Source organism: Sphingomonas sp. S2-65 (assembly GCF_021513175.1).
Lineage (GTDB): Bacteria > Pseudomonadota > Alphaproteobacteria > Sphingomonadales > Sphingomonadaceae > Sphingomonas.
The window spans coordinates 353915-378300 of record NZ_CP090953.1 but is presented as its reverse complement, the minus strand read 5'-3'; the positions used below and the strand labels follow the sequence as shown (position 1 = coordinate 378300).

Sequence of the window (24386 nt, the reverse complement as noted above, 5' to 3'; positions counted from 1 at the left end):
GAAATGATCAACCGTTCTGAATGCGCTGCCACAGCATTGCGAGGCCCTGGATCGTCAGATCGGGCTCGATCGCGTCGAATACCGATGTATGCTTCTCGAACAGCACCGCAAGGCCGCCGGTCGCGATCACCTTCGATGGACGGCCGACTTCGGCCTTTAGCCGCGCGACCAACCCTTCGATCATCGCGACATAGCCCCAATAGATGCCGATATGCATCTGATCGACGGTGTTGCGACCGACGACGCTGGTACCCTCGGGCGCCGAGATCGCGATTCGCGGAAGCTTGGCCGCGGCAGTTACCAGTGCATCGAGCGACAGGTTGATGCCCGGCGCGATGATGCCGCCTTTATACGCGCCCTGATAGTCGACCACGTCGAACGTCGTCGCCGTGCCGAAATCGATGATCAGCAGGTCGCCGCCATGCAGCGCATGCCCAGCGATCACGTTGAGGGCGCGGTCGGCGCCGAGGTTGCCTGGCTCGTCGACGTCCAGCGCGAAGCCCCATTGTGCGGTGCCCTGTCCGGCGATCACCGCTTCACCGCCAAAATACTTGCTCGCCAGCACCTGCAGGTTGTGCAGCGCGCGCGGCACCACCGTGCCGATGATCACGCCGGTCACGTCGGAGCGATCGAACCCCTCCAGCTGGAGCAGCTGGCTCAGCCACACGGCATATTCGTCGGCGGTGCGGCGCGGGTCCGTGGCGATCCGCCAGCGTGCGCGGACCCGCCCCTCGTCGAGCAGCGCGAACACGACATTGGTGTTGCCGGCGTCGATCGCGAGCAGCATCTATAGCCTCCTACAGCAGGAACACGTCGGCCGCGTGAATGACACGCAGCGAGCCATCCGCCAAGCGGAGCATCAGCGCACCGCCTGCATCGAGGCCGTCGAACAGCCCGTCCAAGCTCGTGCCGTCAGCAAGCCGCGCGGTCAGCGGCGTGCCGAGCGGATGCGCATGCGCGATCCAGCGGTCGCGCACCACCGCCAGGCCTTCGCCGCGCCACCGCGCCAGCCAGCGGGCGAAGCACTCCGCCAGGGTTTCGGCGAATAGTTGAGGATCCGGCGCAGCCCCATGAAGGGCCATGCTGGTTGCAGCACGATCGAGATGCTGCGGCGCCTCGCTCAGGTTGACGCCGAATCCAATGATCACGGCGTCGTCGACGCGCTCCAACAGAATACCCGACAGCTTTGCGCCATCGACGAGCAGATCGTTCGGCCACTTCAGCGTAGCATGCACCCCGAAGGCGCGAACCGCTTCCTCCAGCGCAACCGCCGCCACCAGCGCAAGCGTCGCCGCGGCGGGATCGCTCGGACGCAACCGGATCAAGGTGCTGGCGTACAGGTTGCCCGCAGGCGAAACCCAGGCGCGCCCCTGGCGCCCCTTGCCCGCGCTCTGCCGCTCGGCGCGGAGCCAAAGCCCCTCCTCCGCACCGCGTCGCGCGAGGTCGGCGACGTCGGCGTTGGTGGAGCCCGTCTCGGCGACGGACCGAACCGGTGGCGTCAGAAGAGCGCCCTTGCCGCGAGCGTCGTCCAGGCGCCGAGTGGCAGCAGCAGGACCCAGCCAAGCGGCGAGATCACCGCCGCGGTCAGTGCGATCAGCCCGCCCTCGATCACGCCGGGCTTGCCGTGGAAGGCAGCCGCCGGTTCGTCGAAGTACATCGTCTTGACGATGCGCAGATAGTAATACGCGCCGATCGTGGACGCTGCGGCGCCGATCACCGCGAAGACGATCAGGCCGGCCTGCACCGCCGCGACGAACACCGCGAGCTTGGCGAAGAAGCCGAGCAGCGGCGGGATCCCCGCGAGGCTGAACATGAAGATCGCCAGCGCCGCAGCCAGGCCGGGCCGCGTGCGCGACATGCCGGCCAGGCTGGCGATGTCCTCGATCGGCTCGCCGTCAGGACCACGCATCTGCAGCACGACCAGGAAGCTGCCGATCGTCATCACGACATAGATCGCCATATAGGTCAGCACGCCCGACACACCCTGCTCGGTGCCCGCGGCGAGGCCGATCAGCGCGAAGCCGACATTGTTGATCGAGGAATAAGCGAGCAGCCGCTTGACGTTGGTTTGGCCGATCGCCGCAACCGCGCCAAGAATGATCGAGGCAAGCGATGCGAAGATCACGATCTGGCGCCAGTCGTGCAGCGCCGGGCCCATCGCCTCGATCGCCACGCGGACGGCGAGTGCGACTGCGGCGACCTTAGGTGCCGAGGCGAAGAACGCGGTCACCGGGGTCGGCGCACCTTCATAGACGTCCGGCGTCCACATGTGGAACGGCACCGCGCTCATCTTGAAAGCGAGACCGGCGAATACGAACACCAGGCCGAACAGCAGGCCGATCGAGCGCTCGCCGGCATAAGCCGAGGCGATGCCGTCGAACAGCGTCGTGCCCGAGAAGCCGTACACCAGGCTGATGCCATAGAGCAGGATGCCCGACGCCAGCGCCCCAAGCACGAAGTATTTGAGGCCGGCTTCGGCGGAGCGCGCATCGCGTCGCATGAAGCTGGCGAGCACATAGCTCGACAGGCTGAGCATTTCGAGGCCGACATAGAGCGTCAGCATGTCGCCAGCCGACACCATCATGCCCATACCCGCCGTAGAAAGCAGGATCAGCACCGGATATTCCGGCCGCAGGTCGTCGCCTGAAGTATGCTCGAAGAAGCGCGGCGCGATCAGGATTGACACGGCGGCGGCGACATAGATCAGCGCCTTGCTGAAGGCGGCGAACATGTCGGCGCGATAAAGACCGTCAAAGGCGCTGCCGCCCGACGATGCCGGACCCATCAGGGCGATGCCGGCGCCGATCAGCACGGCGATCGCCGCCCAGCTGACCAGCTTGGTCGACTGGTGCCCGCCCCAGGCAGCCACCAGCATCAACACAATCGAGCCGACCGCGAGCACCAGCTCGGGCAGGGTCATCAGCAGTTGCAACGAATAATCCATCAGTGCGCACCCCCATGCGCGGGAGCAGCACCATGGGCTTCGCCGTGTGCAGGCGCTGCCGGGTGGCCCGGGGTCGGTTTGGAGTCACCAGCCGGCGCGGCACGCTCGAGGCGCGCGACGAGACGGGCAGTGTCGGCGCGCATCGGCGCCAGGAAGCTCTCCGGATAGACGCCCATCCACAGGACGGCCGCAGCGATCGGAGCCAGCAGCGCGATCTCACGCAGCGACAGGTCCGGCATCGCCTTGACGTCGTCCTTGGTCAGGTCGCCCCAAACGACGCGACGGAACAGATACAGCATATAGGCTGCGCCCAGGATGATGCCGGTCGTGCCGACCAGCGCCGTGATCGTCGAGACCCGATAGACGCCGGCCAGGCCGAGGAACTCGCCGACGAAGTTGCTGGTGCCCGGCAGGCCGACCGAGGCCATCGTGAACAGCAGGAACAGCACGGCGTAGCGCGGCATGTTGATCGCCAGGCCGCCATAGCGGTTGATCTCACGGGTGTGCAGCCGGTCGTAGATGACGCCGACGCACAGGAACAGCGCGCCCGATACCAGGCCGTGGCCGAGCATGACCATCATCGCGCCTTCGATCCCCTGCGGGTTGAAGGCGAACAGGCCCATGGTGACGATCGCCATGTGCGCGACCGACGAATAGGCGATCAGCTTCTTCATGTCGCTCTGCACGAGTGCGACGAGCGAGGTGTAGACCACTGCGACGCAAGACAACGTGAAGACCAGCCACATCAGCTGCGCCGACGCTTCGGGGAACATCGGCAGCGAGAAGCGCAGGAAGCCATAGCCGCCAAGCTTCAGCAGCACGCCCGCCAGGATCACCGAGCCCGCGGTCGGCGCCTGCACGTGCGCGTCGGGAAGCCAGGTGTGGACCGGCCACATCGGCATCTTGACCGCGAACGAGGCGAAGAAGGCCAGCCATAGCCAGGTCTGCATCTGCGGCGGGAAGTCGTACGCCATCAGCGCGGGGATCGAGGTGGTGCCGGTCATCAGCACCATCGCGATCATAGCGACGAGCATCAGCAGCGAGCCGAGCAGCGTGTACAGGAAGAACTTGTACGACGCGTAGATCCGGTTCGCGCCGCCCCAGATGCCGATGATCAGGAACATCGGGATCAGGCCGCCTTCGAAGAAGACGTAGAACAGGAACAGGTCCTGGGCCGCGAAGGTGCCGATCATCAGCACTTCGGTCAGCAGGAACGCTGCCATATATTCCGGCACACGCTTCTGGATCGCTTCCCAGCTCGCCCCGATGCAGATCGGCATCAGGAAGACCGAGAGGACGATCAGCATCAGCGCATAGCCGTCGATGCCGAGCGCCCAGGCAAACTGGGCGGTGCCCAGATCGAATAGCGGAACATGCTCGACGAACTGCCATTGCGCCGCGCCCGCACCCATCTGGAAGTCCGACCAGAGCAGGATGCCGAGCGCGAGGTCGATCAGCGTCGCGGCAAGCGCAATCCAGCGCGCGCCCTTGTCGCCGGCGAACAGGCAGGCGATCGCCGCGATCGTCGGCACCGCGAGCATGACGGAGAGGATCGGGAAACCGCTCATCCTGCGATCACCCAGGTCAGCGCCGCGGTGAGGCCGATCAGCATGATGAACGCATAAGTATAAAGATATCCCGATTGCAGCTTCACCGCACCGATGCTGCCCACGCGGACGACATTGGCGAGCCCATTGGGGCCGAAGCGGTCGATGGTCTTTTCGTCACCCGCCTTCCAGAGCAGACGGCCGATGGCGAACGCCGGCCGGACGAACAGGAAGTTGTACAGTTCGTCGAAATACCACTTGTTGAGCAGGAAGGTGTAGAGCGGGCGGATATGCTCCGCGATCGCCGTCGCGAGACCCGGCTTCACCACATAGGTGTACCAGGAGATGCCGAGGCCGAGCAGCATGGCGATGGTTGCCGACAGCTTCACGCCCAGGGGCACTCCGTGCATCGCGTGCATCAAATGCTCGTTGAAGAACAGCGAGCCCTTCCAGAAACGCTCGCCGGCCTCGGGCTCGATGAAGAAGCCGTGGAACACAAAGCCCGCGGCAATCGCACCGAGGGTAAGCACCAGCAGCGGGATCAGCATCACGATCGGGCTTTCATGCGGATGATAGCCCGCCGTCCCTTCGGGTGCGTGATCGTGGAGCGCATGGCTGGTGCTCGGCGCGTGGTGACCGGAGTCCTCCTGCGCGGGCGCGTTGGCGTCTTCGCTGCCATGCCCGTGAGTGTCATGCGAGTCATGGCCGTGACCATGCGCATCGTGCACCGCATGCTGAATGTGCTCGGAGCCCGCCCAGCGCGGCTTGCCATAGAAGGTCAGGAACACGACGCGCCACGAATAGAAGCTCGTCAGCAGCGCCACGAACACGCCGACCCAGAAGGCGCTCGACGCACCTGCAGCCCAGCTCGCTTCGATGATCGCGTCCTTCGAGTGGAAGCCGGCAAAGCCGATCGCGTCGAAGCCGAAGATGCCGGGGATGCCGACACCGGTGATCGCGAGCGTGCCCGCCATCATCGTCCAGAACGTCACCGGGATGTGCTTACGCAGGCCGCCATAGAAGCGCATGTCCTGCTCGTGATGCATCGCATGGATCACCGAGCCGGCACCCAGGAACAGCAACGCCTTGAAGAAGGCGTGCGTGAACAGGTGGAACATCGCCGCGCCATAGGCGCCCACGCCCGCGGCGAAGAACATATACCCGAGCTGCGAGCAGGTCGAATAGGCGATCACGCGCTTGATGTCGGTCTGCGTTGTGCCGACGGTCGCCGCGAAGAAGCAGGTCGCGGCACCCACGAAGGTGACCACGCCCATCGCCACCGGGCTCATCTCGAACATCGGCGACATGCGGCACACCATGAACACGCCCGCGGTGACCATGGTCGCGGCGTGGATCAGCGCCGACACCGGGGTCGGGCCTTCCATCGCGTCGGGTAACCAGGTGTGCAGGCCGAGCTGCGCCGATTTGCCCATCGCGCCGACGAACAGCAGCAGGCAAAGCACGGTCATCGTGTCGAAGCGCGCGCCGAGGAAGCCGATGGTCGAACCGGCCATGTTCGGCGCTGCCGCCAGAATCTCGGGGATCGAGACGGTGCCGAACACCAGGAAGGTGCCGAAGATGCCGAGCATGAAGCCCAGATCGCCGACGCGGTTGACGACGAATGCCTTGATCGCAGCAGCCTGCGCGCTGGGCTTGCGGAACCAGAAGCCGATCAGCAGGTACGAAGCTAGACCCACGCCTTCCCAGCCGAAGAACATCTGCACCAGATTGTTCGCCGTCACGAGCATCAGCATCGCGAAAGTGAACAGCGAGAGATAGGCGAAGAACCGCGGCTGATCCGGGTCCTCGCTCATATAGCCCCAGCTATAGATGTGGACGAGCGCCGAGACGCTGGTCACCACCACGAGCATGACCGCAGTGAGCGCGTCGACGCGCAGCTCCCAGGCGAAGCTCATCGTGCCCGAGGTGAGCCAGTGCAGCACCGGAGTGACCGTTGCTTCGGCGGTGCCATTGAGGAACGGAAGGAAGACCGTCCAGGACAGCGCGCAGGCGATGAGCAGCGCGCCCGTCGTCACCAGCTTCGGAAAGGCGGTGCCGAACGACTTGTTGGCGAACCCACCGACGATCGCAGCGATCAGCGGCAGGAATGTGATTGCGAGGATCGGCGACATCAGCCCTTCATCCGATTGACGTCGTCGACCGAGATCGTGCCACGACCGCGGAAATAGATGACGAGGATTGCCAGACCGATCGCCGCCTCACCGGCAGCGACGGTCAGCACGAACATGGCGAATACCTGGCCGACCAGATCCCCCAGCGCCGCCGAGAAGGCGACCAGGTTCAGGTTCACGGCCAGCAGGATGAGCTCGATCGCCATCAGGATGACGATCAGGTTCTTGCGGTTCATGAAGATGCCGAGCACCCCCAAAGTGAACAGGATCGCCGAGACGACGAGATAGTGGGTGACACCGATCACAGCTGCATCCCCTCGCCCACGCCCGGGTTCATGTTGCGGGTCGCATCCTTCGAGCGGCGGTTGATCTGGTGGCTGACATTCTGCGGGCGAACGTCACTGCGCTGGCGGTAGGTCAGCACGATCGCGCCGATCATCGCGACGAGCAGCACAAGGCCGGCGCCTTCGAAGATGAACAAATAGCGGGTGTAGAGCAGCCGGCCGATTGCCTCGATGTTGGGCACCTCCGACACGATCGGTGCGGCGCGGCGGCTCATCTCGAGCCCGCCGGCGCTCCAGGCACCAATCGCAATGATGATCTCGGCGACCAGCGCGACGGCGAGCGCCAGGCCCACGGCGGCGTACCGCATCACGCCCGAGCGCAATTCCGCGAAGTCGATGTCGAGCATCATCACGACGAACAGGAACAGCACGGCGACCGCGCCGACATAGACGATGACCAGCAGCATCGCGATGAACTCCGCGCCCGCGAGCACCATCAGCCCGGCGGCATTGAAGAACGCCAGGATCAGCCACAGCACGCTGTGCACCGGGTTGCGCGACAGGATCGTGAGCGCGCCCGAGAGGCACACCACGATCGCGAAGAGGTAAAAGGCCAGGGCTTGGATCACGCGACCGCCGCCTTTGCCTGAGGATGGTGAATCATCATGCGTCCCACTGTTGGCGCGCGCTTAACGGTACGGTGCATCGGCGGCAAGGTTCGCGGCGATCGCGCGCTCCCAGCGGTCGCCGTTCGCGAGCAGCTTGTCCTTCTGATAGATCAGCTCTTCGCGGGTCTCGGTCGAGAATTCGAAGTTTGGACCCTCGACGATCGCGTCGACCGGGCATGCTTCCTGGCACAGGCCGCAATAGATGCACTTGGTCATGTCGATGTCGTAGCGCGTGGTGCGGCGGCTGCCGTCCTCGCGCGGTTCGGCCTCGATCGTGATCGCCAGCGCCGGGCACACCGCCTCGCACAGCTTGCACGCGATGCAGCGCTCTTCGCCGTTCGCATAGCGGCGCAGCGCATGCTCGCCGCGGAAGCGCGGACTGACTGGGTTCTTCTCGTACGGATAGTTGATCGTCGCCTTGGCCTTGAAGAAGTACCGCAAGGTCAGCCAGTGCGCCTTGAGGAACTCCCAGAGCGTGTAGGAGCGGATGATCTGAGCGACGCTCATGCGGGGACTCCGACACGGGTCCACATCAGGAACCCGGAAACGAGGAAGACGAAGAACAGCGACAGCGGCAGGAAAATCTTCCAGCCCAGCCGCATCAGCTGGTCGTAGCGGTAGCGCGGCACCGTGGCGCGGACCCAGCTGAAGATGAAGAAGAAGAACAGGATCTTGCCGAACAGCCACAGAATGCCGGGGATATCGAACCAGGGGATCAGGTCGATATTGAGCGGCGGAAGATAGCCGCCCCAGAACAATGTCGCGTTGAGCGCGCACATCAGGAGGACGTTGGCGTACTCACCCAACCAGAACAGCGCGAACGCCATCGACGAATACTCGGTCTGGTACCCGGCGACGAGTTCGGACTCGGCCTCGGCGATATCGAAGGGCGCGCGCTGTGTTTCCGCCATCGACGAGATCAGGAACACCACCCACATCGGGAAGAGCAGCGGGTTCGCGACGAAACCGTTTACCCATCCGAAGATCGCCGACCCACGCTGCGCCTCGACGATGCCGCCCAGGTTGAAGGTGCCCGCCCACAGTACGACCGAGATCAGCACGAAGCCGATCGAGACTTCATAGCTCACCATCTGCGCCGCCGCGCGGATCGCGGAGTAGAACGGGTATTTGGAGTTGGACGACCAGCCCGCGAGGATCACGCCATAGACGCCCAGCGACGAGGCGGCGAGTACGTAGAGCAATCCGACATTGATGCTGGAGAGCGCTACGCCGGCCTGGAACGGAACCACTGCCCACACGATCAGCGCGACCGTGAAGGTGATGATCGGGGCAAGCAGGAACAGACCCTTGTTCGCGCTCGACGGGATGATGGTTTCCTGCAGGAACACCTTCAGCCCGTCGGCGAAGCTCTGCATGAGGCCGAACGGCCCGACGACATTGGGGCCGCGTCGCAGCGCCATCGCCGCCCAGATCTTGCGATCGGCATAGATGATCATCGCCACGGCCAGCATCAGCGGCAGCGCGATGACCAGGATGTCGATGATCGTGGCGAGGAACCACGCCCAGCCATAAGGCAGGAAACCGGTGAACCAGGAGGTCATTCCGCAGCCTCCGCAAAGTCTTCGCCGTGGAGCAGTTCAGCCGAGCAGCGCTGCATCGTCGGCGACGCCCGGCAGATGGCGTTGGTGAGATAGAAGTCCTGGATCGGATAGGCGATCGGCCCCTCGGCATCGGCGGAAAGCGCCGGCGCGTCCCAGGGATAGCTGACCAGACCTTCCGCGCCGAGCGCAGGCACTTCGGCGGCCATCGCCGCGCGCAGCTCCTCGAAGCTGTCGAAGGTCAGCGTGCGGCCAAGCTTCTCGGACAAGGCGCGCAGGATCGTCCAGTCCTCGCGCGCGTCGCCCACCGGGAACACCGCACGGTCGGCGCGCTGCACGCGGCCTTCCAGGTTCACATAGGTGCCCGGCTTCTCGGCATAGGTCGCGGCGGGCAGGATCACGTCGGCGTGATGCGCGCCCTTGTCGCCGTGATGACCGATGAACACCTTGAAGCTGTTCGCGAACATCGCAAAGTCGGCTTCGTCGGCCCCCAGGAAGAAGGTCAGCTTGGGCGCGGCGCGGAAGATGTCGCCCATGCCGCCCTTCTGCGCGAAGCCGAGCATCAGCGCGCCCATGCGCGCCGCCGCGGTGTGGATCACGCCGAAGCCGTTCCAGCTCGTTCCGTCCTCGAGCGTGCGCACGAGATTGGCCGACTTGGCGAACGCCAGAGCGGCGCCATGACCCTTGGCCAACGCCCCCGGGCCGACGATCGCCAGCGGGCGCTTGGCATCGTCGAACGCCTGCGCCAGCGACTCCGGCAACGTGCCGAGGATGCCCAGATCATTGCCCAGCCATTCGACCTTGTAGGTCAGGTCCAGTTCGGGCCCGATCGCGAAGACCTTGGCGCCCTTCTTGATCGCCTTGCGGATGCGGGTGTTGATCAGCGGCGCTTCCCAGCGCAGGTTGGTGCCGATCAGCAGGATCGCATCGGCATCCTCGACGCCGACAATGGTTGGGTTGAACGCCACCGCGCCCAGGCTCGACACCTCGTACGACATGCCGGTTTGGCGGCTCTCGATCAGGTCGGAGCCCATCGCCTTCAACAGCGACTTGGCGGCGAACATCGTCTCGCAATCGAGCAGGTCGCCGGCGATCGCGGCGACGCTCGAACCCGCGTCCTTCGCCACTGCGGCAATCGCATCGAACGCCTCGTCCCAGCTGACCGGGACCAGCTTGCCATCCTTGCGGACGAACGGACGGTCGAGCCGGCGGCGTACCAGGCCATCGACATGGTAGCGGGTCTTGTCGTGCGCCCACTCCTCGTTGACGTCCTCGTTGATCCGCGGGAGCACCCGCATCACCTGGCGTCCACGGCTGTCGGCACGGATGTTGGTGCCGACCGCGTCCATGACGTCGATCGACAGGTTCCGGCGGAGCTCCCAGGGGCGATATTCAAACGCCACCGGCTTGTGGGTCAGCGCGCCGACCGGGCACAGGTCGACCGCGTTGCCCGAAAGCTCGCTCTTGAACGCCTTTTCCAGATAGGTCGTGATCTGCATGTCCTCGCCGCGATAGATCGCGCCGATATCCTCCACCCCGGCCACTTCCTCGCCGAAGCGGACGCAGCGCGTGCACTGGATGCAGCGGGTCATGATCGTCTTGATGATCGGACCCATATATTTCTCGGTCACCGCGCGCTTGTTCTCGGTGTAGCGCGAGTGGCTCCGGCCATAGGCCAGGCTCTGGTCCTGCAGGTCGCACTCGCCGCCCTGGTCGCAGATCGGGCAATCGAGCGGGTGATTGATCAGCAGGAACTCCATCACGCCTTCGCGCGCGGCCTTCACCATCGCGCTGTCGGTGCGGATCTCCTGGTTGTCGGCGGCCGGCAGCGCGCACGAGGCCTGCGGCTTGGGCGGCCCGGGCTTCACTTCGACCAGGCACATCCGGCAATTGCCGGCGATCGACAGCCGCTCATGATAGCAGAAGCGCGGGATTTCCTTGCCCGCGGCTTCGCACGCCTGAAGCACGGTGGCCCCCTGGGGCACCTCCACTTCGATTCCGTCTACCTTTACCTTAGGCACAATTAACCTCCTGCCCGGGGCGTTTCCGGCGGGAGGCGCAACAGCGCCTCAGCCAACAGGAAACGGATCCAGGGTGCGTTCAAGCGCACTTTAAAACCTGGCATACATGCTCTGAAGTCGTCCCATAGGCCCGCTACGGCTTTGACTTCTTCCGGGCTGCCCGCCCGCGTCGAAAGTAGCTTGCCGACTTCGCTGCGATGTCCGTTGGTGTAGCATCGCGCCACGCCGTGAAGATCCTTGGCCTCACCGATGGCAGGCGCCGAAAGCCGGTATGTCTCGGGAACGCCGTCGGAGGTCAATAGTCCTTCAGCGATAGCGCCGCGCGCGAACACAGGCGGCATCGACATCTTCGTGCCGCCAAACATGCAGGTCGTGTGCTCGCCGTAGATCAACTTGCCCAGCACGTTCTTTTCGTCGGCGGAGCCGGGCTCCGTCGCGATGATGCGTAGCGCGTCCTTGGGCTGATTGCGCGCGTAACAGGTGCCGAAGTTCCGCAGTTCCTGGAACGGGCGCATGTTGGTAGCCGGCGTCGAGGTCGATACGCCGGACTGCCCGCCCCCGACCTGCGCGGAAGCCGGTGCCGCCAGGATCATGCCGAGAAGCACGAGCCCGTTCATTCGGCAGCCTCCTGCATCGTGGCCAAGCCACCACCCTGCTTCTCGTGGATCCGCCGTTCGATCTCGGGGCGGAAATGGCGGATCAGGCCCTGGATCGGCCAGGCGGCGGCATCACCGAGCGCGCAGATCGTGTGACCCTCAACTTGCTTGGTGAGCTGCTGGAGCGTGTCGATTTCGCTGACATCGGCGTCGCCGGTGCGCAGCCGCTCCATCACCCGCCACATCCAGCCGGTGCCCTCACGGCATGGCGTGCACTGGCCGCAGCTCTCATGCTTGTAGAAATAGGAGAGCCGGCTGATCGCGCGAACGATGTCGGTGGACTTGTCCATGACGATCACCGCGGCGGTGCCGAGCCCGGAGCCGACCGCGCGCAGGCCGTCGAAATCCATCGGTACGTCCATGATCTCGGCGGCGGGCACCAGCGGCACCGACGACCCGCCCGGAATCACCGCGAGCAGATTGTCCCAGCCGCCGCGAATGCCGCCGCAATGCTTTTCGATCAGTTCGCGGAACGGGATGCTCATCGCTTCCTCGACCACGCACGGCTTCTCGACATGGCCCGAGATCTGGAAGAGCTTGGTGCCCTTGTTGTTCTCGCGCCCGAAACTCGAAAACCACTCGGGACCGCGCCGCAGGATCGTCGGGGCGACTGCGATCGACTCGACATTGTTCACCGTGGTCGGGCAGCCATAAAGGCCCGCACCCGCCGGGAAGGGCGGCTTTAGCCGTGGCTGGCCCTTCTTGCCCTCCAGGCTTTCGAGCATCGCGGTCTCTTCACCGCAGATATAGGCGCCGGCACCGCGGTGCACGAACACGTCGAAGTCATAACCGGAGCCCGACGCGTTGCGCCCGATCAGCCCGGCGTCATACGCCTCGGCCACCGCTGCGAACAGCGTCTCGGCCTCGCGGATATATTCGCCGCGAATGTAGATATAGGCCGCGCGCGCGCGCATCGCGAAGCCAGCGATCAGCGCGCCTTCGATCAGCTTGTGCGGATCGTGGCGGATGATCTCGCGGTCCTTGCACGAACCCGGCTCGGATTCGTCGGCGTTGATCACCAGGAAGTTCGGCCGCGTCGGGCTCGGCTCCTTGGGCATGAACGACCATTTGGTGCCGGTCGGGAAGCCTGCCCCGCCCCGCCCGCGCAGGCCCGAGGCCTTGATGCGGTCGATGATCGTGTCCTGCCCCAGCTGCATCAGCTGGGCGGTATTGTCCCAATCACCGCGCATCCGCGCCGACGACAGGTTCCACGGCTGATAGCCATAGAGATTGGTGAAGATGCGATCCTTGTCGGCGAGCATCTCAGCGGGCGCCCTTCTTGAAGAACATCATATAGATCAGCACCCCGACGGCGATCAGCAGCAGCGGCCCCAAAAGGTTGAAGGTGATCTTGAGCACCCAACCCGCAACGACGATCGCGCCGATGATCGCCAAAATGGTGACGACCAGGTTCTTGTTGGAACCGTTCATGCCCACTCACCCCGATAATCGTGGTTCTCGGTCACCATCGCGGTCAGCGAGGTCGGGCCGCCGACCGGCTCCACCGTGTGGCGACCCGGCTCCTGCGTGCCCGTCTTGGGCTGATCGCCGCCGGCCAACCGGTCGAGGATCGCCAGCGTGCGATCATAGGTCAGGTCTTCGTAGTTATCGTCGTTGATCTGCACCATCGGCGCCGACGCGCAATTGCCCAGGCACTCGACCTCGGAGAGCGTGAACATCCCGTCCTCGGTGGTGTGGCCCTTCTTCATGCCGCGGCTCTTGCACGCCGCCAGCACGTCGTCCGACCCGCGCAGCATGCATGGCGTCGTGCCGCACACCTGCACATGATAGCGGCCGACCGGCGCCAGGTTGAACATAGTGTAGAAGGTCGCGACCTCGAACACGCGGATATAGGGCATCTCCAGCTCGCGCGCGACGAACTCGATCACCGGCACCGGCAGCCAGCCCTGGGTGTTGGTCTCGGCGCCGACCTGGCGCTGGGCCAGATCGAGGAACGGGATCGTGCACGACATCTGCCGGCCCGCCGGATAGCGGCCCATGATCTCGCGCGCCTTGTCGGCATTCGCCTGCGTCCAGGCGAAATTGCCCCAGCGCGCGCGGGTCTCGGCTTCGCCGGGGAGTTGGGGTGCGTCAGCCATTAGCGATCACATTCACCAAAAACGATATCCATCGCGCCCAGGATCGCGGTGGTGTCCGCGAGCATGTGGCCCTTGGACATGAAGTCCATTGCCTGAAGATGGCTGAACGCCGTCGGACGCACCTTGCAGCGATACGGCTTGTTGCTGCCGTCGCTCACCAGATACACGCCGAACTCGCCCTTCGGGCTTTCGGTCGCCACATAGACTTCGCCTTCGGGCACGTGGAAGCCCTCGGTGAAGTGCTTGAAGTGGTGGATCAGCGCTTCCATCGACTGCTTCATCGCCCCGCGCGACGGCGGCACGACCTTGTTGTCGAGGCTCTTCACCGGCCCTTCGGGCATCTGCTGGAGGCACTGCTTCATGATCCGCGCCGACTGGCGGACCTCCTCCACGCGCACCATGAACCGGTCGTAGCAGTCGCCGCGCGTGCCGACGGGAATGTCGAACTCGACCCGGTCGTACACGTCATAGGGCTGCGACCGGCGGATGTCCCAGGGAATGCCAGCCGCACGGATCATCGGACCGGAGAAGCCCCAGCGGATCGCATCCTCGCGGCTCACCACCGCGATGTCGACGTTGCGTTGCTTGAAGATGCGGTTCTCCGCCACCAGGCTGATCGCGTCCTCGAACAGCCGCGGCAGTCGGGTGTCGAGCCAGTCGGCGATGTCGGTCAGCAGCTTCAACGGCACGTCCTGGCGGACGCCGCCGACGCGGAACCAGTTCGCATGCATGCGCGCACCGCTGGCGCGCTCATAGAAGTTCATGCAGTCTTCGCGCAGCTCGAACAGCCACAGATTGGGCGTCATCGCGCCCACGTCCATGACGTGCGAACCCAGGTTCAGCATATGGTTCTTGATGCGAGTCAGCTCGGCGAAGAACACCCGCAGATACTGGGCGCGGATCGGCACTTCCAGGTCGAGCAGCTTCTCGACCGCGAGCACATAGCTGTGCTCCATCGCCATCGGCGAGCAATAGTCGAAGCGGTCGAAATACGGCAGCGCCTGGGTGTAGGTCTTGTACTCGATCAGCTTCTCGGTGCCGCGATGGAGCAGCCCGACATGCGGATCGACACGCTCGACAATCTCGCCGTCCAGCTCGAGCACCAGGCGCAGCACGCCGTGCGCCGCCGGATGCTGCGGCCCGAAATTGATCGTGTAGTTCTGGATCGCGACGTCACCCGTGTTCGGGTCCTTGACGGTGTCGCGTTCCATCATCGCTTCGACGGTGTCGGTCATTGGTTCTGACCCTCGCCCTTGCTAGGCATGACATCGGGGTCCTTCGGCTTCTGCTCGGGCTGGTTGCCAGGTTCGCTCTGGCCAGCGCCGGTGCTTCCCGCACCATCGTCGGTCTTCGCGCGCTTGGCCTGCGGCTCGACATCCTTCGATGCCGCGTCGCCCGCCTTCACCACATCATCGGCGGTGACCGGCGTGGGCGCGCCCTTTTCCTGCGGCACCGGCGGCACGCCAGCCGGAGTCGGCGCGGGCGCGGACTTGGACTGCGGCGTATCGGCAGGGCCTGCACCAGTCGACTTCTCGTCGCCCGGCAGCACGTACGCAGCGCCTTCCCACGGGCTCATGAAGTCGAAGTTGCGGAAGTCCTGCGCCAGGTTGACGGGCTCATAGACGACGCGCTTGGCTTCCTCGGAATAGCGCATCTCGACATACCCGGTCATCGGGAAGTCCTTCCGGAGCGGATGCCCCTGGAAGCCATAGTCGGTCAGGATGCGGCGAAGGTCCATGTTGCCGTCGAACAGCACGCCGTAGAGGTCGTACACTTCGCGCTCGAGCCAGCCGGCGACCGGCCAAAGCTCGGTCACGGAGGGCACCGCTTGCTCCTCGTCGGTCATCACGCGCACGCGGATGCGGTGGTTCCGAGTGAGGCTCAGCAGATGATAGACGATGTCGAACCGCTCAGGCCGCTGCGGATAGTCCGCACCGGCGATCTCCATGAGCATCTGATACTCAAGGCCCGGCGTATCGCGCAGCGCGATCATGACGTCGACCAGCCGGTCGCGCGTCACCGTCAGCGACACTTCGCCCACGGCATCCTTGGCCTCGACGATCGCGTCGCCGAGCGCCGCCTGTGCGGCCTCGATCACGCCATCATTCGACGCGTAGCGGGGAGCCGGCGCCTTCACCGTTCCAGCGTCCCGATGCGGCGGATCTTCCGCTGCAGCTGCATCACGCCATAGAGCAGCGCCTCGGCAGTCGGCGGGCACCCCGGGACATAGATGTCGACCGGCACGATGCGATCGCAGCCGCGCACGACGCTGTAGCTATAGTGGTAATAGCCGCCGCCATTCGCACACGATCCCATCGAGATCACGTATTTGGGCTCGGACATCTGATCGTAGACGCGGCGCAGCGCAGGAGCCATCTTGTTGCACAGCGTGCCCGCGACGATCATCACGTCGGACTGGCGCGGAGACGCGCGGGGGGCGGCACCGAAGCGCTCCATGTCATAGCGCGGCATGTTGACGTGGATCATCTCGACCGCGCAGCACGCCAGGCCAAAGGTCATCCACCACAGCGAGCCCGTGCGCGCCCACTGGAACAGCTCCTCGGTCGAGGTGACCAAGAAGCCCTTGTCGCCGATCTCGGCGTTGATGTCGTCGAGAAACGCAGGATTGGGGAGCGTCCCCGGAGCCATTTGCGGCTGGGTCGGGCTGAGTTCTACTCCCACTCCAACGCACCTTTCTTCCAAGCATAAACCAGGCCGAGCGCCAGCTCGGCAATGAAGATCATCATCGAGATCCAGGCGGTCCAGCCGAGATCAAACACGCTGACTGCCCAAGGATATAGGAAGGCAGCCTCGAGATCGAAGACGATGAACAGAATGGCAACGAGATAAAAACGCACGTCGAACTGGCTGCGCGAGTCCTCGAACGCCGGGAAGCCGCACTCATATTCCGTGAGCTTCTCCGGAGTCGGCTTGTGCGCGCCGGTGAGGCGCCCAACCGCCATCGGCAGGAACACGAAGGCGCTCGACAGCACCAATGCCACTCCCAGGAACAGGAGGATCGGCAGATATTGAATCAGATCGACCAAGGGCCTTCTCGCGACTGCGGAATTTGAGGTGGGCTTTAGGCCGATGGGGAGGGTGCGGCAAGGGCCGGAACCCGTGAGAATCACTCGCAATAATAAGGGGCGGCATCGTTGCGCATGCAAACAGGCGCCACCGCGAACGGCAGCGCCTGGCATGCCAATCGAAGGATCCGGCAGCCTGAACCGCCGGTTCAGATCACTTGTTGCGCAGCGCGCCCGCGACCAGCTTGTGCAGCTTGGAATGCAGCACGTCGTTGGCGGCCAGATACTGGTTCCGCTCGTTCGCCATGTCCTGGCCGCGATAGTCGGTGACGAAGCCGCCGGCTTCCTTGACCAGCAGCATGCCCGCCGCGACGTCCCACGGCTTCAGATCCGATTCCCAGAAACCGTCGAAGCGCCCGGCGGCGACCCAGGCGAGATCCAGCGCAGCGGCGCCCAGGCGGCGAATGCCCGCCACTTCGGGCGCCACTGCGCCGAAGATCCGAGTCCATTCGGCGAAATTGCCATGTCCCATGAACGGGATGCCCGTGGCGATCAGCGCATCGGGCAGCTCGCGGCGCGCCGAGACGCGCAGCCGCTGGTCCTGCAGCCAGGCGCCCCGCCCCTTCTCGGCCCAGAAGCTCTCGTCGGTCAGCGGCTGGTAGATATAGCCATGGGTGATCTCGGGCTTGCCCTGCGTGCCCCGAGGGTCTTCCACCGCGATCGACATGCAGAAATGCGGGATGCCGTGAAGGAAGTTGGACGTTCCGTCGAGCGGATCGATGATCCAGCGCGGCAGGTCGGGATCGCCGGCGATCTCGCCGCGCTCCTCGACCAGGAAGCCCCAGTCCGGACGCGCCCTCTGGAGTTCCTCGATCAGCGTGTCTTCGGCGCGGCGGTCGGCCATCGACACGAAGTCGGCAGGCCCCTTCCGGCTCACCTGAAGGTGCTGGACCTCGTTAAAGTCACGCCGCAGCTGCGGCCCCGCCTTACGGGCGGCGCGCTCGATGACGGTGATGATGCCGGAATGCGCTACCATTTTATACAGAGCCCTTGCGCTCGAAAACCAGGATGCGGGCTTCGCCCACGGGATGTGCGACGTGCTCGTCGCCGACGTCCGCCACAAACATGTCGCCCGCACCAAGCCGAGCGACATGTTCTCCGCCGTCCAGCCGGTAATGCATATCGACAACACCATCGATCACGCAAAACAACTCTGCGCCATCGTTGATGTGCCACTGGTACGGCTGGTCGGCCCAATGCAAGCGCGCGGTCGCGCCTTCAATCTCCACCAAATCGCGGGCACCCCACGGGCGTTGGGCCCGGAAGCTACGCGCGTCTTGGATGATCTTGGGCATCAGTCCGCGCGGCGGACATAGGTCTGTTCGTACACGTCGACGACGATGCGGGTTCCCGACGCGATGTGCGGGGGGACCATGATGCGCACGCCGTTGTCGAGCACGGCCGGCTTGTACGACGAAGAGGCGGTCTGCCCCTTCACCACCGCGTCGGCCTCGACGATCGTCGCTTCGATCGTGTCGGGCAGCTGCACGCTGATCGGATCCTCGTCATACAGCTCCATCACCACGTCCATGCCGTCCTGCAGGAACGCCGCGGCGTCGCCGAGCAGATCGCGCGGCAGCGTGGTCTGGTCATAGGTGATCTTGTCCATGAACGTCAGCACGTCGCCATCCGCGAACAGGAACTGGAAATCCTTGGTGTCGAGCCGCACGCGCTCCACGGACTCCGCCGAGCGGAAGCGGACGTTGTTCTTCCGTCCGTCGCGCAGGTTCTTGAGCTCGACCTGCATGTATGCCCCGCCCTTGCCGGGCTGGGTGTGCTGAATCTTAACGGCGCGCCAGATGCCGCCTTCATATTCGATGATGTTGCCGGGACGGATGTCCACGCCGCTGATCTTCATGATCCGAGACCTGTAAGCTGAGAAAGAGCCGAAGCCGGCCCCTTAGCCGGGCACGGCCAACGTCGCAAGCGCCGCTCAGTCCCCGCCGCGCATCAGCAGCGGGTACGGGTTGACGTTGTCGCCCTGCCACCAGCGCTCGCCCGGGCGCATCGTCTTGATCTCGAAATGCAGGTGCGGCGTGCCGGCAGCGCTGCCGGTGTCGCCCACCGTCGCGATCGCCTGCCCCTGCCGCACCACTTGGCCCTCAGCGGTGAGATAGCGGTCGAGATGCGCATAATAATGGACCGTGCGCGCGTCGGGCAGCCGGACATAGACCGTGTGCCCGCCATTGCCGCTTTCGAAGATCTTCTCGACGCGCCCGCTCGCTGCGGCGAGTACCGGCGTGCCGCGCGGCGCGAGGATGTCGATCGCATGATGTTCCCGGGCACCGCCGCCACGGCTCTGCCCCCAGGTGTCGCTCAGCTGGCGGCGAGTGACGCCCGCCACCGGCAGCACCAGCGGCTGCCGGTCGACCGGCTCCGCCTCGATCCGCTGAGGAACCGCCACGGCCGGGCGCGCCTGGTCCGCCGGCAGTACTGTGATCCGCACCAGCGACAGATAGCCAACGGCTGAGGCCAGCAGCAGCGCCGCCAATCCCCAGCCGATCCACCTGCCACGCGTCATCGCATCACTCCTGGAACACCGCCTTCGCACCAGGCTTGATCATCAGCGCCAGCCGCGCCGCGTCCCAATTGGCCAGGCGAATGCAGCCATGGCTTTCGGTGCGTCCGATATTCTGCGGCTCGGGCGTGCCGTGGATGCCGTAATGCTCCTTGGACAGATCGAGCCACACCACGCCTACCGGCCCGTTCGGCCCCGGTGGCAGGAGCGTCTTTTCATCGCCTGCCTTGGCATCCCAGAACAGGTCCGGGTTGAAGTGGAATTTGGGGTTGGTATCGGCGACGTTGATCTTCCACGTGCCGATCGGCAGCGGGTCGTGCTCGCTGCCCATCGACGCAGTGAACTGGGCGACCAGCTTGTCGTCCTTGTCGAAGACCTTGAGCACCTTCTCCGACTTGTCGACCACCAGATGGTCGCCTGCGGGCTGGTTCGCGTCGACATTGAGCTCGCTCAGCGTCAGCTTCCACTCGGGCTTCAGCGACTCGCCGCGATAGTCGCGCGATTGCGCCGCCACGTTCGGGAACACGAACACCGCGCCCTGCGCGATCTTGCCCGCACCCGGGTTCAGCTCCACCAGCACGTCGGGCGTGGTGTGGAACATCTCGCCCATCTTCTCGAGCGGACGGCTATAGCCGATCGACGGCAGCTTGGCCTGCTCCTCGGGATCCTTGGGCACCGGGTTGACGAAGAACCCCTGCAGCGCCGCGTCGGGCACCGCCATCTTCACCACCGGCCGCCATTCGCGATACTGGTGCAGCGCGCCCAGCGTCGGGCGATCGAGTTCGCCGCTCGTCTTCAGCCCGCGCGCTTCCTGGAAACCCTTCAGCGCCGCCGTCAGCGACTGGCCCTCGCGCCCGTCGATGATCCCCGGTGAAAAGCCCAGCCGATCGAGGATCACCTGCGCGTGCATCACCGTCCAGTCGATCGGCGGCTTTGCCTTGGATCGGGGTTGCTGCGCCACCGCAGGCGCAAGGGAGATCAAGGCAAGAGAAGCAACACCGACCAATTTACGCACAAGCTACTCCAACCAACCTAAGTCAGCAGGAAGAACGACGCGAAGCCGGTCTTTGTTTCCTTATGGCCCCTTTAACACCTCGGCAAACGCCCTCACTGCTGCCGCCTCGTCCCCGCCCCACACTGCACCGGATGCCGCGACGAAGTCCGCGCCCGCAGCCACCAGCGGCGCTGCATTATCCGGCGTGATCCCGCCGATCGCCACGCACGGGATCTCGAACACCGTCGTCCACCAGCTCAGCAGCGGGGTTTCCGCCCGGTGACGCGCTTCCTTGGTCGTGGTGGGATAAAAGGCGCCGAACGCGACATAGTCCGCCCCCGCCTCGCCGGCCTCCATCGCCAGGTGGCGGCTGCCGTGGCAGGTGACCCCGACCTGCGCCGAGGGCCCGAGCACCGAGCGCGCCTCGCGTGGATCGCCGTCCTCCTGCCCCAGATGCACGCCGTCGGCGCCGAGCCGCTTGGCGAGGCTGATGCTGTCGTTGACGATGAACGCCACGTCGCGGTCGGAACAGATGCGCTGCAACGGCTCGGCCAGCCGGGCCGCCTCATGCTGGTCGACGTCCTTCACTCGGAACTGGAACGCGGCAACCGGGCCGGCATCCAGTGCCCGTGCCAGCCGATCCGCAAACGCGCCTTCCACGTCCAGTGGCGAGATCAGGTAGAGCTGGCAGGCCGGACGGCGGCTGTCGCGCACGAAATTGTCCGCAAAGCCCGCCAGTGCGTTCTCTTCGTCCAGGTCGACAATTTCAGGATCGTTCATGCAAGGCTCCGGGTCCGCGACAATTCACATCGGGTGTTCCGGCTGGATCTACCCGCATTGGCGTGGCCGCTTCTACCCCGACAAGCTCGCGGTCAAGAACTGGTTCGCCTTCTATGCCGAGCATTTCGACACGGTGGAGATCAACAACAGCTTCTACCGCCTGCCTAAGGCCGAGACGTTCGACGCCTGGGCAGCGCAAGCCCCGCCCGGCTTCCGCTATGCGGTGAAGGCGAACCGCTTCCTCACCCAGGCCAAGAAGCTCAAGGATTGCGAAGAACCGCTCGCGCGGATGATGCCCCCGTTCCGGCATCTGGGCGCCTCGCTTGGGCCCATCCTCTACCAGCTCCCACCCCGCTTCCGCGTCAACCTCGAGCGGCTCGACAGCTTCCTGCACCTTGCCCCCAAGGACGTGACCAACGTCTTTGAGTTTCGCGACAAGAGCTGGTACACCGACGAGGTCTTCGCGCTGCTGGACCGTCACGGCGCCAGCTTCTGCGCACACGACATGCCTGACCTGCAGAGCCCCGAGATCGCGGTCGGGCCGATCGCCTATGTCCGCTTCCATGGCGGGGTTGGCAAATATTGGGGCCGCTACTCGGACGAACGCCTGCTCGCCTGGGCCGACTGGATGGCTGGCGAGGCCCGGGGTGGCCGGGAGGTCTGGGCTTATTTCAACAACGACATCGATGCCCATGCCATTCACGACGCACAGACGCTGAAGGCAATGGTCCGCCAGTTGATGGGATCTACCGGTTAGCCAGGAGTCGGCAGCGAAAACGGCGGCGCGGGTCTGTGCCCGCTGCCGCCGCCTGCATCCTCTCCAACCAAGCCGCCAGAGCGGCGGGAAGTTTATTCCTCGTTCTTGTAGATGCGCACCAGCTTGTCGAGCATCGCGATCGCTTCGGCACGCGGGCGCTGGAACGTATTGCGGCCGATGATCGAGCCATTGCCGCCGCCATCGCGAATGTCGCGTGCGTCCTGGTACACCGCGTCCTCGCCCTTGGACGCACCCCCCGAGAACACGACGATGCGGCGCCCGCTGAAGCATGATTTCACGACGTGCCGCACGCGCTCGGACTGCGCGGACCAGTCGGTGCCCTCATACGCCTTTTGCGCATCCTTCTGTTCGATATGGTCGCTCGGCAGCTTCACCTTGATGATGTGCGCTCCCAGCAGCGCCGCCATGTGCGCGGCATAGGCGCCGACATCGAGCGCCAGCTCGCCCGCCTTGGAAATGTCGCCGCCGCGCGGATACGACCAGATGACGGTTGCGATGCCTACCGACTTCGCCTCTGCCGACAGCGCCGCGATCTGCTCCATCGCGTCGAAGATGCCGTCCGAACCGGGATAGATGGTGAAGCCGATCGCCGCGCAGCCCAGCCGCAGCGCGTCTTCGACGCTGCCGGTCTGCGCCTGGCTGATCGATGTAGCCCAGCTGTTCGAGCTGTTGACCTTCAGGATCGTCGGGATCTGCCCGGCAAAGGTGTCTGCGCCCGCCTCGATCATCCCCAGCGGCGCGGCATAGGCCGACAGGCCGGCATCGATCGCCAGCTGAAAGTGGTAGTGCGGATCGTACGCGTCCGGGTTGATCGCGAAGCTGCGTGCCGGCCCATGCTCGAAGCCCTGGTCGACGGGCAGAATCACCAGCTTGCCGGTACCGCCCAGCCGCCCCTGCATCAGGATGCGGGCAAGGTTCGCCTTCACGCCGGGATTGTCGGATTCATAGTTGGCGAGAATGGCTTTGACGGCAGGCGTGATGCTCATGATGTCCCCAAGGATTCGTGGCCGATCGCGCGGCTGTACCGCACCGCTTCCCGAGGCGACACCGCTGACAACGCTGACGCCTTAGAAATTCGTACCCAGTGACTCCTGGCACTTAACGGCAAGCGCGCCTCGCGCTTCAGCGCGCCAGCGCCGCGACGCCGGGAAGCTCCTTGCCTTCCATCCATTCCAGGAAGGCACCGCCCGCCGTGGATACGAAGCTGAACTGCCCGGCGACACCCGCCTGGTTCAGCGCCGCGACGGTGTCGCCACCGCCCGCCACCGACACCAGCGATCCTTCGGTGGTCAGCGCCGCCGCGGTCCGCGCCAGCGCGACGGTCGCCGCGTCGAACGGCTGCGTCTCGAACGCGCCCAGCGGCCCGTTCCACACCAGCGTCTTGCAGGTCTTGAGCACGTCGGCCAGCGCCTCGGTCGCCGCGGGACCGACGTCCAGGATCATCTCGTCCGCCGCGACTTCGTGGACGTTGACGGTGCGCAGCGACGGCGGGTTGGCCGCGAACTCCTTCGCCACCACGACGTCATAGGGCAGGTGCACGGTGCAGCTCGCCTTGTCGGCCGCGTCCAGGATTTCCTCGGCGGTACCGGTCAGGTCATGCTCGCACAGCGACTTGCCGACATTCACGCCGCGCGCGGCAAGGAAGGTGTTGGCCATGCCGCCGCCGATGATCAGGTGATCGACCTTGGCCACCAGATGCTTGAGCACGTCGAGCTTGGTCGACACCTTGGCTCCGCCCACCACTGCCGCAACCGGATGCTCGGGATTGCCCAGCGCCTTGTCCAGTGCGTCGAGTTCGGCCTCCATCTGTCGCCCGGCAAAGGCCGGGAGCGCATGCGCCAGCCCGGCGGTCGAGGCGTGCGCCCGGTGCGCGGCGGAGAATGCGTCGTTGACGTACAGGTCGCCCAGCGCCGCGAAGCGCGCCACTACTGCGGGATCGTTCTTCTCTTCACCGCCGAAGAAGCGGGTATTCTCAAGCAAGGCGATGTCGCCCGGCTGCAGCATCGCCACGTTCTCCGCCGCGCCTTCCCAGTCGATATAGCGCACCGGCCGCCCGAGCACTTCGGAGAACGGCTTGGTGAGCTGCGCCAGCGACAGGTCAGGCGTCGGCGCCTTGGGACGGCCGAAATGGGCGAGGACCAGCACGATCGCGCCCTTGTCCGACAGCTCGGCGACGGTCTGCACCGCGGCACGCAGCCGCGTGTCGTCACTAACCGCGCCGTCGGCCATCGGCACGTTCAGATCCTCGCGGACCAGCACCCGCTTGCCGGCGATATTGCCCATGTCGTCGAGCGTCTTGAAATTGCGCGCCATTTACCTG

General features: G+C 65.1%; 27 protein-coding genes. 1 reads left to right on the top strand and 26 read right to left on the bottom strand.

All coding sequences use genetic code 11. From position 1 onward, the window contains the following. Positions 1 to 7: 7 nt before the first annotated feature. The 24 genes from LZ586_RS01955 to thiE all read right to left on the bottom strand — a co-directional run bounded on the left by LZ586_RS01955 (position 8) and on the right by thiE (position 21288). Positions 8 to 787, bottom strand: a complete 780-nt coding sequence (locus LZ586_RS01955; protein ID WP_235078023.1) for a type III pantothenate kinase — start codon at positions 785 to 787, stop codon at positions 8 to 10. Between the two features lie 10 nt (positions 788 to 797). Next, on the bottom strand, positions 798 to 1502 hold the full coding sequence (locus LZ586_RS01950) for a biotin--[acetyl-CoA-carboxylase] ligase (RefSeq protein ID WP_235079699.1): 705 nt from the start codon (positions 1500 to 1502) through the stop codon (positions 798 to 800). Then, on the bottom strand, positions 1499 to 2944 hold the full coding sequence (gene nuoN / locus LZ586_RS01945) for an NADH-quinone oxidoreductase subunit NuoN (protein ID WP_235078022.1): 1446 nt from the start codon (positions 2942 to 2944) through the stop codon (positions 1499 to 1501). The genes LZ586_RS01950 and nuoN overlap by 4 nt, the downstream gene beginning before the upstream one ends. Beyond that, positions 2944 to 4512, bottom strand: coding sequence for an NADH-quinone oxidoreductase subunit M (locus tag LZ586_RS01940; protein ID WP_235078021.1), 1569 nt, complete (start codon positions 4510 to 4512; stop codon positions 2944 to 2946). The genes nuoN and LZ586_RS01940 overlap by 1 nt, the downstream gene beginning before the upstream one ends. Continuing rightward, positions 4509 to 6623 carry an NADH-quinone oxidoreductase subunit L gene (gene nuoL / locus LZ586_RS01935; protein ID WP_235078020.1) on the bottom strand — a complete coding sequence of 705 codons (2115 nt, stop codon included), beginning with the start codon at positions 6621 to 6623 and terminating at the stop codon, positions 4509 to 4511. The genes LZ586_RS01940 and nuoL overlap by 4 nt, the downstream gene beginning before the upstream one ends. Further along, positions 6623 to 6928: an NADH-quinone oxidoreductase subunit NuoK gene (nuoK, locus tag LZ586_RS01930; RefSeq protein WP_184083463.1), complete on the bottom strand. Its 306-nt coding sequence runs from the start codon at positions 6926 to 6928 to the stop codon at positions 6623 to 6625. Before nuoK ends, nuoL begins: the two co-directional genes overlap by 1 nt. Continuing rightward, the gene (locus LZ586_RS01925) at positions 6925 to 7536 is read right to left on the bottom strand and encodes an NADH-quinone oxidoreductase subunit J (RefSeq protein ID WP_235078019.1); all 612 of its coding nucleotides are present in this window, start codon (positions 7534 to 7536) and stop codon (positions 6925 to 6927) included. The genes nuoK and LZ586_RS01925 overlap by 4 nt, the downstream gene beginning before the upstream one ends. Positions 7537 to 7596: 60 nt before the next feature. Next, positions 7597 to 8082, bottom strand: a complete 486-nt coding sequence (gene nuoI / locus LZ586_RS01920; RefSeq protein WP_235078018.1) for an NADH-quinone oxidoreductase subunit NuoI — start codon at positions 8080 to 8082, stop codon at positions 7597 to 7599. Beyond that, positions 8079 to 9137 (bottom strand): NADH-quinone oxidoreductase subunit NuoH, encoded by a 1059-nt coding sequence (nuoH, locus tag LZ586_RS01915; RefSeq protein WP_235078017.1) that lies wholly within the window; start codon positions 9135 to 9137, stop codon positions 8079 to 8081. The genes nuoI and nuoH overlap by 4 nt, the downstream gene beginning before the upstream one ends. Then, positions 9134 to 11155, bottom strand: coding sequence for an NADH-quinone oxidoreductase subunit NuoG (gene nuoG, locus LZ586_RS01910; protein WP_235078016.1), 2022 nt, complete (start codon positions 11153 to 11155; stop codon positions 9134 to 9136). The genes nuoH and nuoG overlap by 4 nt, the downstream gene beginning before the upstream one ends. A 2-nt stretch (positions 11156 to 11157) precedes the next feature. After that, a complete protein-coding gene (locus LZ586_RS01905) occupies positions 11158 to 11772 on the bottom strand; it encodes a hypothetical protein (RefSeq protein ID WP_235078015.1) in 615 nt (204 codons plus the stop codon). Continuing rightward, a complete protein-coding gene (nuoF, locus tag LZ586_RS01900; protein ID WP_235078014.1) occupies positions 11769 to 13073 on the bottom strand; it encodes an NADH-quinone oxidoreductase subunit NuoF in 1305 nt (434 codons plus the stop codon). The genes LZ586_RS01905 and nuoF overlap by 4 nt, the downstream gene beginning before the upstream one ends. A gap of 1 nt (position 13074) precedes the next feature. Then, positions 13075 to 13242, bottom strand: a complete 168-nt coding sequence (locus LZ586_RS01895) for a hypothetical protein (protein ID WP_235078013.1) — start codon at positions 13240 to 13242, stop codon at positions 13075 to 13077. Continuing rightward, on the bottom strand, positions 13239 to 13910 hold the full coding sequence (locus tag LZ586_RS01890) for a complex I 24 kDa subunit family protein (protein WP_235078012.1): 672 nt from the start codon (positions 13908 to 13910) through the stop codon (positions 13239 to 13241). The genes LZ586_RS01895 and LZ586_RS01890 overlap by 4 nt, the downstream gene beginning before the upstream one ends. Further along, positions 13910 to 15145, bottom strand: a complete 1236-nt coding sequence (locus LZ586_RS01885) for an NADH-quinone oxidoreductase subunit D (RefSeq protein WP_413777310.1) — start codon at positions 15143 to 15145, stop codon at positions 13910 to 13912. Before LZ586_RS01885 ends, LZ586_RS01890 begins: the two co-directional genes overlap by 1 nt. Beyond that, the gene (locus LZ586_RS01880; RefSeq protein WP_235078011.1) at positions 15142 to 16047 is read right to left on the bottom strand and encodes an NADH-quinone oxidoreductase subunit C; all 906 of its coding nucleotides are present in this window, start codon (positions 16045 to 16047) and stop codon (positions 15142 to 15144) included. The genes LZ586_RS01885 and LZ586_RS01880 overlap by 4 nt, the downstream gene beginning before the upstream one ends. Further along, positions 16044 to 16559 carry a NuoB/complex I 20 kDa subunit family protein gene (locus tag LZ586_RS01875; protein WP_231030221.1) on the bottom strand — a complete coding sequence of 172 codons (516 nt, stop codon included), beginning with the start codon at positions 16557 to 16559 and terminating at the stop codon, positions 16044 to 16046. Before LZ586_RS01875 ends, LZ586_RS01880 begins: the two co-directional genes overlap by 4 nt. A gap of 23 nt (positions 16560 to 16582) precedes the next feature. Continuing rightward, on the bottom strand, positions 16583 to 16957 hold the full coding sequence (locus LZ586_RS01870) for an NADH-quinone oxidoreductase subunit A (RefSeq protein ID WP_235078010.1): 375 nt from the start codon (positions 16955 to 16957) through the stop codon (positions 16583 to 16585). 193 nt (positions 16958 to 17150) lie between these two features. After that, a complete protein-coding gene (locus LZ586_RS01865) occupies positions 17151 to 17972 on the bottom strand; it encodes an inositol monophosphatase family protein (protein ID WP_235078009.1) in 822 nt (273 codons plus the stop codon). Position 17973: 1 nt separating this feature from the next. Then, positions 17974 to 18291, bottom strand: a complete 318-nt coding sequence (locus tag LZ586_RS01860) for a cupin (protein WP_235078008.1) — start codon at positions 18289 to 18291, stop codon at positions 17974 to 17976. Next, complete coding sequence (gene efp, locus LZ586_RS01855) at positions 18291 to 18854, bottom strand: elongation factor P (RefSeq protein WP_235078007.1); 564 nt, start codon at positions 18852 to 18854, stop codon at positions 18291 to 18293. Before efp ends, LZ586_RS01860 begins: the two co-directional genes overlap by 1 nt. A gap of 75 nt (positions 18855 to 18929) precedes the next feature. Continuing rightward, positions 18930 to 19517, bottom strand: coding sequence for a M23 family metallopeptidase (locus LZ586_RS01850; RefSeq protein WP_235078006.1), 588 nt, complete (start codon positions 19515 to 19517; stop codon positions 18930 to 18932). Positions 19518 to 19521: 4 nt separating this feature from the next. Continuing rightward, a complete protein-coding gene (locus tag LZ586_RS01845; protein ID WP_235078005.1) occupies positions 19522 to 20475 on the bottom strand; it encodes a L,D-transpeptidase family protein in 954 nt (317 codons plus the stop codon). A gap of 114 nt (positions 20476 to 20589) precedes the next feature. After that, a complete protein-coding gene (gene thiE / locus LZ586_RS01840; RefSeq protein ID WP_235078004.1) occupies positions 20590 to 21288 on the bottom strand; it encodes a thiamine phosphate synthase in 699 nt (232 codons plus the stop codon). Between thiE and LZ586_RS01835 the strand changes: the two genes are divergently transcribed. Then, positions 21287 to 22045: a DUF72 domain-containing protein gene (locus tag LZ586_RS01835; RefSeq protein WP_235078003.1), complete on the top strand. Its 759-nt coding sequence runs from the start codon at positions 21287 to 21289 to the stop codon at positions 22043 to 22045. The two genes, thiE and LZ586_RS01835, sit on opposite strands and share 2 nt — an antisense overlap. A gap of 92 nt (positions 22046 to 22137) precedes the next feature. Here LZ586_RS01835 and LZ586_RS01830 read toward each other — a convergent pair whose 3' ends face one another. Further along, a complete protein-coding gene (locus tag LZ586_RS01830; protein WP_235078002.1) occupies positions 22138 to 23052 on the bottom strand; it encodes a class I fructose-bisphosphate aldolase in 915 nt (304 codons plus the stop codon). Between the two features lie 136 nt (positions 23053 to 23188). Then, complete coding sequence (locus tag LZ586_RS01825; protein ID WP_235078001.1) at positions 23189 to 24379, bottom strand: phosphoglycerate kinase; 1191 nt, start codon at positions 24377 to 24379, stop codon at positions 23189 to 23191. Positions 24380 to 24386: the final 7 nt, after the last annotated feature.